8 protein-coding genes and 8 tRNA genes are annotated in these 9029 nt (G+C 41.5%); all 16 read left to right on the top strand.

The genetic code is table 11. The features are described from left to right. The first annotated feature begins 63 nt into the window (after positions 1-63). Positions 64-153: transfer RNA gene (locus tag F9B91_RS10600), tRNA-Ser, on the top strand. A gap of 10 nt (positions 154-163) precedes the next feature. Beyond that, positions 164-237: transfer RNA gene (locus F9B91_RS10595), tRNA-Met, on the top strand. A gap of 3 nt (positions 238-240) precedes the next feature. After that, positions 241-313: transfer RNA gene (locus F9B91_RS10590), tRNA-Phe, on the top strand. A gap of 12 nt (positions 314-325) precedes the next feature. Next, a tRNA-Tyr gene (locus F9B91_RS10585) sits at positions 326-406 on the top strand. Positions 407-410: 4 nt separating this feature from the next. Next, positions 411-481 (top strand) — tRNA-Trp (locus F9B91_RS10580). A gap of 14 nt (positions 482-495) precedes the next feature. Then, positions 496-568: transfer RNA gene (locus F9B91_RS10575), tRNA-His, on the top strand. Between the two features lie 13 nt (positions 569-581). Next, positions 582-653: transfer RNA gene (locus F9B91_RS10570), tRNA-Gln, on the top strand. A gap of 9 nt (positions 654-662) precedes the next feature. Further along, positions 663-746: transfer RNA gene (locus F9B91_RS10565), tRNA-Leu, on the top strand. Between the two features lie 106 nt (positions 747-852). After that, positions 853-2130 carry a gamma-glutamylcysteine synthetase gene (locus F9B91_RS10560; RefSeq protein WP_150923269.1) on the top strand — a complete coding sequence of 426 codons (1278 nt, stop codon included), beginning with the start codon at positions 853-855 and terminating at the stop codon, positions 2128-2130. A gap of 75 nt (positions 2131-2205) precedes the next feature. After that, on the top strand, positions 2206-3690 hold the full coding sequence (gene thrC / locus F9B91_RS10555; protein WP_150923268.1) for a threonine synthase: 1485 nt from the start codon (positions 2206-2208) through the stop codon (positions 3688-3690). A gap of 60 nt (positions 3691-3750) precedes the next feature. Continuing rightward, entirely contained in the window at positions 3751-5031 is a 1281-nt protein-coding gene (locus F9B91_RS10550) for an MATE family efflux transporter (RefSeq protein ID WP_150923267.1), read from the top strand. 3 nt (positions 5032-5034) lie between these two features. Further along, positions 5035-5655, top strand: a complete 621-nt coding sequence (locus tag F9B91_RS10545; RefSeq protein ID WP_150923266.1) for an HAD family hydrolase — start codon at positions 5035-5037, stop codon at positions 5653-5655. 165 nt (positions 5656-5820) lie between these two features. Beyond that, positions 5821-7026 (top strand): LysM peptidoglycan-binding domain-containing protein, encoded by a 1206-nt coding sequence (locus F9B91_RS10540; RefSeq protein WP_150923265.1) that lies wholly within the window; start codon positions 5821-5823, stop codon positions 7024-7026. 318 nt (positions 7027-7344) lie between these two features. Continuing rightward, positions 7345-7770, top strand: a complete 426-nt coding sequence (locus F9B91_RS10535) for a MarR family winged helix-turn-helix transcriptional regulator (protein ID WP_173875721.1) — start codon at positions 7345-7347, stop codon at positions 7768-7770. A 10-nt stretch (positions 7771-7780) separates the two neighbouring features. After that, entirely contained in the window at positions 7781-8143 is a 363-nt protein-coding gene (locus tag F9B91_RS10530) for a DUF1304 domain-containing protein (RefSeq protein WP_150923264.1), read from the top strand. A gap of 217 nt (positions 8144-8360) precedes the next feature. Next, positions 8361-9005 (top strand): pyroglutamyl-peptidase I, encoded by a 645-nt coding sequence (gene pcp, locus F9B91_RS10520; protein WP_150923263.1) that lies wholly within the window; start codon positions 8361-8363, stop codon positions 9003-9005. Positions 9006-9029 lie beyond the last annotated feature (24 nt).

Here is a 9029-nt window from a genome sequence, read left to right as displayed (position 1 = left end):
AGGGGTTAAGACACCGCCTTTTCACGGCGGTAACACGGGTTCGAATCCCGTACGGACTATTTTGGAGGATTACCCAAGTCCGGCTGAAGGGAACGGTCTTGAAAACCGTCAGGCGTGTAAAAGCGTGCGTGGGTTCGAATCCCACATCCTCCTTTTGTATTAACGCGGGATGGAGCAGCTCGGTAGCTCGTCGGGCTCATAACCCGAAGGTCGTAGGTTCAAATCCTGCTCCCGCAATAAGGCTCGGTAGCTCAGTTGGTAGAGCAATGGATTGAAGCTCCATGTGTCGGCGGTTCGATTCCGTCTCGCGCCATTTATATATTTTGGAAGGGTAGCGAAGAGGCTAAACGCGGCGGACTGTAAATCCGCTCCTTCGGGTTCGGGGGTTCGAATCCCTCCCCTTCCATTTTACGGGCATAGTTTAAAGGTAGAACTAAGGTCTCCAAAACCTTCAGTGTGGGTTCAATTCCTACTGCCCGTGTTAATAGAATTATGGCGGGTGTGGTGAAGTGGTTAACACACCAGATTGTGGCTCTGGCATGCGTGGGTTCGATCCCCATCACTCGCCTATTTTATATTATTGGGGTATAGCCAAGCGGTAAGGCAAGGGACTTTGACTCCCTCATGCGTTGGTTCGAATCCAGCTACCCCAGTTACTATTTGCCGGCGTGGCGGAATTGGCAGACGCGCTGGACTCAAAATCCAGTGTCCGCAAGGACGTGCCGGTTCGACCCCGGCCGCCGGTATAGTATAGCGATAAGGAACGTTGTGGATCTTCGTTCCTTTTTATATTGTTTTTGGTATAATAATACTTATTCAAATTTTATTTAGATTATGAAAGTGTAGGGAAGTATGTCTCGTTCTATCGATTTATTAAAACATCGGTATTTGAAAAATATTAAAGAAAATCCTGAATTGTTTGTCGGGATTGAGCTGGAATATCCTGTTGTAAACTTGGAAGGGGATGCTACAGATATTGAAGTTATTAAGTACTTATTCCGATATTTAGTTTCATATTTTGATTTAACTGTAGAAAAGGTTGATGATTTTGGGACTCCTATTCAGTTAGTAGACCCAGTAAGTCAGGATACTATTTTATTTGAAGTTTCCTATACTACGATTGAGTTTGCATTTGGTAAGGCTGAAACGATACAAGAGGTTGAAGAACGTTTTAGTATTTATATGGAAGCAATCCAGAAGAAGTTAGCTGAATCAAATCATGCTATTGTTGGCTGTGGTATTCATCCCAACTGGGATAAAAATGATAAATGTCCAGTGGCTTCCCCACGCTATCAGATGTTGATGGATTATTTGAATTTGAGTTGCAATGTGACTAAATCAGACTTGCATCATTTCCCTGAATATGGTGCTTTTATCTGTGGGAGTCAGCTACAGCTGGATGTTTCAAAATCTAACTACTTACGGGTGATTAATGCTTTTACCCAAATTGAAGCAGTTAAGGCTTATTTATTTGCCAATTCTGAGTTTTCAGGTGAGGATTGGGATACGAAAATTTCAAGGGATATTTTCTGGGAAGAATCGATGCATGGTATATATCCAGAAAACGTCGGGGTCAATGCTAGACTCTTTGAAGATGAGGATGATTTTTTTGATTATCTAGATCATTCTGCAATTTTTACTGCGGAACGTGATGGACAAACCTATTATTTTTATCCGATTCAGGCTAGGGACTATTTAGCTACACCTGAAATCCAAGCATTTTGTCTTAATGGGGAAGAGGTTCTTATTTCCCCTCAAGAGAAAGATTTTGAAACTCATCGTAGTTATCAGTACCAAGACTTAACGACTCGCGGAACAGTTGAGTTTCGTAGTGTGTGTACTCAACCTCTAGATAGAACCTTCGCTTCAGCAGCTTTTCACTTAGGATTGTTGGTTAATTTAGATAAGTTAGAAGCTTACTTAGAAGCAGCACCTTTCTTTAAAGAATTTGGTCGTAATTACAAGTTTTTAAGACGACAATTTTCTAAGAAAAAGCTTACAGAACAGGAAGAAACTGCGATAATAGAGTTTTCAAAAGACTTACTCCTGCTAGCTGAGGAAGGACTGGAGATGAGAAATAAGCAAGAAACGATCTATTTACAGCCTTTGAAAGAAGAATTGGGCCTATAATTTCTCTTATAAAGGGAGAATTTTCTGAAAAATCATGATATAATGGAAGAGACTATAGATAAAGGATAGAGAGTAATGACATTAGTTTATCAATCAACGCGTGATGCCAACAATACAGTAACTGCTAGCCAAGCTATTTTGCAAGGTTTGGCGACGGACGGCGGTTTGTTTACACCGCTTACTTATCCAAAGATAGATTTGGACTTTGACAAATTGAAAGATGCTTCTTACCAGGAAGTTGCTAAGTTAGTTTTGTCAGCATTTTTAGATGACTTTACAGCTGAGGAGTTGGACTACTGTATCAACAATGCCTACGATAGCAAGTTTGATACTCCAGCTATCGCACCATTAGTGAAATTAGATGGACAATACAATTTGGAACTCTTCCATGGTTCAACAATTGCTTTTAAGGATATGGCCTTGTCTATTTTGCCATACTTTATGACAACAGCTGCTAAGAAGCATGGTTTGGAGAACAAGATTGTTATCTTAACAGCGACATCTGGTGATACTGGGAAAGCTGCTATGGCAGGGTTTGCGGGTGTTCCTGGTACTGAGATTATCGTCTTTTATCCAAAGGATGGTGTCAGCAAGGTACAAGAGTTGCAAATGACCACTCAGACTGGCGACAATACTCATGTTATTGCAATTGATGGTAACTTTGACGATGCGCAAACTAACGTCAAACAAATGTTTAACGATGTAGCCCTTCGTGAAAAATTGGCTGTCAACAAGTTGCAATTTTCATCAGCTAACTCTATGAACATTGGTCGTTTGGTACCACAAATTGTCTACTATGTTTATGCCTACGCTCAGCTTGTTAAAACTGGTGAGATTGTGGCTGGTGATAAGGTCAACTTTACCGTACCAACAGGAAACTTTGGAAATATCTTGGCTGCCTTTTATGCCAAAAAAATCGGCCTCCCAGTTGGCAAATTAATCTGTGCTTCAAATGACAACAATGTTTTGACAGACTTCTTCAAGACACGTGTCTACGATAAGAAACGTGAGTTTAAGGTAACAACTAGTCCATCTATGGATATCTTGGTATCTTCAAACTTGGAGCGTTTGATTTTCCATCTTTTGGGTAATGATGCTGAAAAAACAGCTGAACTCATGAATGCCTTGAATAGCCAAGGTCAATATGAGTTGACTAATTTTGATGCAGAGATTTTGGACCTCTTTGCAGCTGAATATGCGACTGAGGAAGAAACAGCGGCAGAAATCAAGCGTGTTTATGAGTCAGATTCTTATATCGAGGATCCACATACGGCGGTCGCCTCAGCAGTTTATAAGAAATACCAAGATGCTACTGGCGATGCGACTAAGACAGTGATTGCTTCAACAGCTAGTCCATACAAGTTCCCGGTAGTTGCAGTAGAAGCTGTAACAGGGAAAGTTGGCTTGACTGACTTTGAAGCCTTGGATCAATTACATGAAATCTCAGGTGTTGCAGTGCCACCAGCAGTTGATGGACTTGAAACAGCTCCTGTTCGTCATAAGACAACTGTTGCAGCAACAGACATGCAAGTAGCGGTTGAGGCTTATCTAGGACTTTAAGACAGAGGGAGTAAACTCGGTTGGGAAACCAACTGAGTTTCTTTTAATAAGGAGGAAGGATTGTTTAAGAAAAATAAAGACATTCTTAATATTGCCTTGCCAGCTATGGGTGAAAACTTTTTGCAGATGCTCATGGGGATGGTGGATAGTTACTTGGTAGCTCACTTGGGCTTGATAGCTATTTCGGGTGTATCAGTAGCTGGCAATATTATCACGATTTACCAGGCGATTTTCATCGCTCTGGGAGCTGCTATTTCCAGTGTTATTTCAAAAAGTTTAGGGGAGAAGAATCAGTCTAAGCTAGCCTACAATGTGACTGAGGCGTTGAAGATTACCTTACTATTAAGTTTCCTTTTAGGATTTTTGTCCATTTTCGCTGGGAAAGAGATGATAGGACTTTTGGGGACGGAGAGAGATGTAGCTGAGAGTGGTGGACTCTACCTATCCTTGGTGGGCGGATCGATTGTTCTTTTGGGCTTGATGACCAGTCTGGGTGCCTTGATTCGTGCAACGCATAATCCACGTTTGCCCCTCTATGTGAGTCTTTTATCCAATGCCTTGAATATTCTTTTTTCAAGTCTAGCTATTTTTGTTCTGGATATGGGGATAGCTGGTGTTGCTTGGGGGACAATTCTGTCTCGTTTGGTAGGTCTTGTGATTTTATGGTCGCAATTAAAGTTGCCTTTTGAGAAACCGACTTTTGGTTTAGATAAGGAACTATTGATCTTAGCTTTGCCAGCAGCTGGAGAGCGGCTTATGATGCGAGCTGGTGATGTTGTTATCATTGCCTTGGTCGTTTCTTTTGGAACGGAAGCAGTAGCTGGAAATGCAATCGGAGAAGTCTTGACCCAGTTTAACTATATGCCTGCTTTTGGAGTTGCTACAGCAACGGTCATGCTGGTAGCTCGAGCAGTTGGAGAGGATAATTGGAAAAGAGTAGCTAGTTTGAGCAAGCAAACCTTTTGGCTTTCTCTGGTCCTCATGTTACCCTTGACCTTCAGTATCTATGCTTTGGGTATACCACTGACTCATCTCTATACGACTGATTCTCTAGCGGTGGAGGCTAGTGTTCTAGTGACACTTTTTTCACTACTTGGTACTCCTATGACGACAGGAACAGTCATCTATACAGCAGTCTGGCAGGGTTTGGGCAATGCTCGGCTTCCCTTTTATGCGACAAGTATAGGAATGTGGTGTATCCGCATTGGAACAGGATATCTGATGGGGATTGTGCTTGGTTGGGGCTTGCCTGGTATTTGGGCTGGAACCCTGTTGGATAATGGTTTTCGTTGGTTATTTCTACGCTACCGTTACCAGCGTTATATGAGCTTGAAAGGATAGGAAATGCAAAAAACAGCTTTTATTTGGGATTTAGATGGGACTTTATTGGACTCTTACGAAGCGATTTTGTCAGGGATTGAGGAGACTTTTGCTCAGTTTTCTATTCCTTATGATAAGGAGAAAGTGAGAGAGTTTATTCTCAAGTATTCGGTGCAGGATTTGCTTGTGCAGGTGGCAGAAGAGAGAAAACTGGATGTGGAAGTGCTCAATCAAGTGCGTGCCCAGAGTCTGTCTGAGAAGAATGCTCAGGTAGCCTTGATACCAGATGCGCGTGAGGTGTTGGCTTGGGCAGACCAAGTAGGAATTCGGAACTTTGTTTACACTCATAAGGGAGACAATGCTTTTGCCATTCTAAGAGACTTGGGGTTGGAATCCTATTTTACAGAGATTTTAACCAGTCAGAGTGGCTTTGCGCGGAAGCCAAGTCCAGAAGCGGCTATATATTTGCTAGACAAGTATCAGCTGAATCCTGATAACACCTATTATATAGGGGACCGGACTCTGGATGTGGAATTTGCCCAGAATAGTGGGATTCAAAGTATCAACTTTTTAGAGTCGTCTTATGAAGGGAATCACAGGATTCAGTCGCTAACAGACATTCCTCATATTTTTGAGAGTAAGTAACGAGAAGATTGTGTCAGTTTTATGACAGAGACCTAACAAACTATTTCAAGTAACCGAGTTTGTTACAATGAATAGACAGTTCTGTTAAATAGGCCCAGGAGGGCTTTTTTTCTGCATTTTTTGTGTTATCATAGACAGGTACTCATTTGAAAGGAATTTGAAAGAATGAAGACAAGAATGTTATTAGCGTCAACAGTAGCCTTGTCATTTGCCCCAGTATTAGCAACTCAAGCAGAAGAAGTTCTTTGGACTGCACGTAGTGTTGAGCAAATCCAAAACGATTTGACTAAAACGGACAACAAAACAAGTTATACAGTTCAGTATGGCGATACCTTGAGCACCATTGCAGAAGCCTTGGGTGTAGATGTCACAGTTCTTGCGAATTTGAATAAAATCACGAATATGGACTTGATTTTCCCAGAAACTGTTTTGACAACGACTGTCAATGAAGCAGAAGAAGTAACAGAAGTTGAAATCCAAACTCCTCAAGCAGACTCTAGTGAAGAAGTGACAACTGCGACAGCAGATTTGACAACCAATCAAGTGACGGTTGATGATCAAACTGTTCAGGTTGCAGACCTTTCTCAACCAATTGCAGAAGCTCCAAAAGCGGTAGAAACTACAAGAACAAAAGAAGTGGCATCAAGTTCAGAAGTTGCAGAGACAGTTGCTACTGCAGAAGAAGTGGCACCATCTACAAATACCTCAACGTCAGCGGAGCAAACAGCCGAAACAAGTAGTGCAGTTGCAGAAGCAGCTCCTCAGGCAACGACTCCAGCTGAGAAAGATGAAACACAAGCAAGCACTCAAGCTGAATCAGCAGTGGAAGCAACTACAACGCCAGTAGAAGAAAAAGCACCTGAAACAACTGCAACAAGTTCAGAAGAAGCAAAAGAAGTAGCATCATCAAGTGAAGCTACAGCAGCAGTTTCTACTTATCAACCAGAAGAGGCGAAAACAGTTTCAACAACTTACGCGGCTCCAGCTGCGCCCGATTATGCTGGACTGGCAGTAGCGAAATCTGAAAATGCTGGCCTTCAACCACAAACAGCTGCCTTTAAAGAAGAAATCGCCAACTTGTTTGGCATCACATCCTTTAGTGGTTACCGTCCAGGAGATAGTGGAGATCACGGAAAAGGTTTGGCTATCGACTTTATGGTACCAGAAAGTTCAGAACTAGGGGATAAGGTTGCGGAATACGCTATTCAAAACATGGCCAGCCGTGGAATTAGTTACATCATCTGGAAACAACGTTTCTATGCTCCATTCGATAGCAAATATGGGCCAGCTAATACTTGGAACCCAATGCCAGACCGCGGTAGTGTGACAGAAAACCACTATGACCACGTTCACGTTTCAATGAATGGATAAATCAGACTTTATAATATCATTTTGACGAATGAGATCTAGCTTTCGTTATAGAGAGCGAGTCTCGTTCGTTTTTTCTTTGTCATACTATTCGAAAATCTCTTCAAACCACGTCAGTTTTATCTGCAACCTCAAAGCTGTGCTTTGAGCAACCTACGGATAGCTTCCTAGTTTGCTCTTTGATTTTCATTGAGTATCAATATGAATGGAAAATGGAAGTTACCATTTTGTAATGATTGAAGCAACATTCTTGCAATCTATTTTACTTCGCATTATAATTGATAAATCAACTATTGATAAATCAATTAAAAGGAGAAAGAAATGATAGAGATTCAAGATTTGCTTTATCAACTCCGCTTGTCTGAGCAAGCGAGTACGCAATTGTTTGAAAAAAGGCTTGGGATTAGTTTGACACGGTATCAGATTTTATTATTTTTGCTGAAGCATTCCCCTTGTAATCAAATAGCGGTTCAGGAGCGTTTGAAGATTGATCAGGCCGCCTTGACACGACATTTCAAGATTTTAGAAAAGGAAGGTTTGGTGGAGCGTCATCGTAATCCTGAAAATCAGCGAGAAGTGTTGGTAGAGACTACGAAGTATGCCAAGGAGCAGTTAGTGATGAATCCACCTCTACAGCATATCAAGGTTAAAGAAGCGATGGAAAGTATCTTAACAGAGTCTGAAAGAACAGAACTCAGACGTTTATTAAATAAATTGGTTTTGGGTATTGAGAATATAGAGATTTAAGGAGAAAAATATGTCAATTATGACAATCATTCTAGCAACGATCGTTGCTTTGGAGCATTTTTACATTTTTTATTTGGAAAGTATTGCAACGCAATCAGATGCAACCAGTCGAGACTTTAACATGGAAAAGGAAGAACTAGCTCGTCCGTCTGTAAGTTCACTGTTTAAAAATCAAGGGATTTATAACGCTCTGCTAGGAGTCTTTCTCCTGTATGGAATTTATTTCTCACAGAATTTAGAAATTGTGACTATTTTTGTTTTATTTGTGATTGGGGCTGCGGCTTATGGCTCTCTGACAGCAGATAAGAAAATTATTTTGAAGCAAGGTGGACCAGCTATTTTGGCCTTGATTAGTATTTTTCTCTTTAAATAAGCTCATACTCTTCGAAAATCAAATTCAAACCATGTCAGCGTCGCCTTGCCGTACTCAAGTACAGACTGTGGCTAGCTTCCTAGTTTGCTCTTTGATTTTCATTGAGTATCAGAGACCAATCCTAGACTCGCTAGTCCTTTTCACTCCAGAACAAGGGAAATATGTTATACTTGTTTTTAAGAAAAAGTCTCATTGAATTTGTTTTGAGGAGTTAGAAATGAAAGTATTAGTGACAGGTTTTGAGCCCTTTGGAGGGGAAATGGTCAATCCAGCTTTGGAGGCCATTAAAGGTTTACCAGCTGAAATCCATGGTGCTGAGGTCCGTTGGTTAGAAGTGCCAACAGTCTTTCACAAATCGGCTCAAGTATTGGAAGAAGAGATGAACCACTATCAACCGGACTTTGTCCTTTGTATCGGTCAAGCTGGTGGAAGAACTAGCTTGACGCCTGAACGAGTGGCCATTAACCAAGATGATGCACGCATTCCTGATAATGAGGGTAATCAACCGATTGACCTTCCCATTCGCCCAGACGGTGCTCCGGCCTACTTTAGTAGTCTGCCGATTAAAGCGATGGTTCAAGCTATAAAAAAAGAGGGATTGCCGGCCTCTGTTTCCAATACTGCAGGGACTTTTGTCTGCAATCATTTGATGTATCAAGTCCTCTATTTGGTAGAAAAGAAATTTCCACATGTTAGGGCAGGGTTTATGCATATTCCTTATATGATGGAACAGGTGGTGAATCGACCGACCGCTCCAGCTATGAGTTTAGTGGACATTATGCGAGGGATAGAAGCAGCAATCGGGGCTATTATAGAACATGGAGATCAGGATCTCAAGTTGGTAGGCGGAGAAACTCATTGATAGAAAAAAGCTTGAGGGAAAACC

This window comes from Streptococcus mitis (assembly GCF_008763935.1).
Taxonomy (GTDB): domain Bacteria; phylum Bacillota; class Bacilli; order Lactobacillales; family Streptococcaceae; genus Streptococcus; species Streptococcus mitis_DB.
This window is presented reverse-complemented; position numbering and strand designations above follow the sequence as displayed.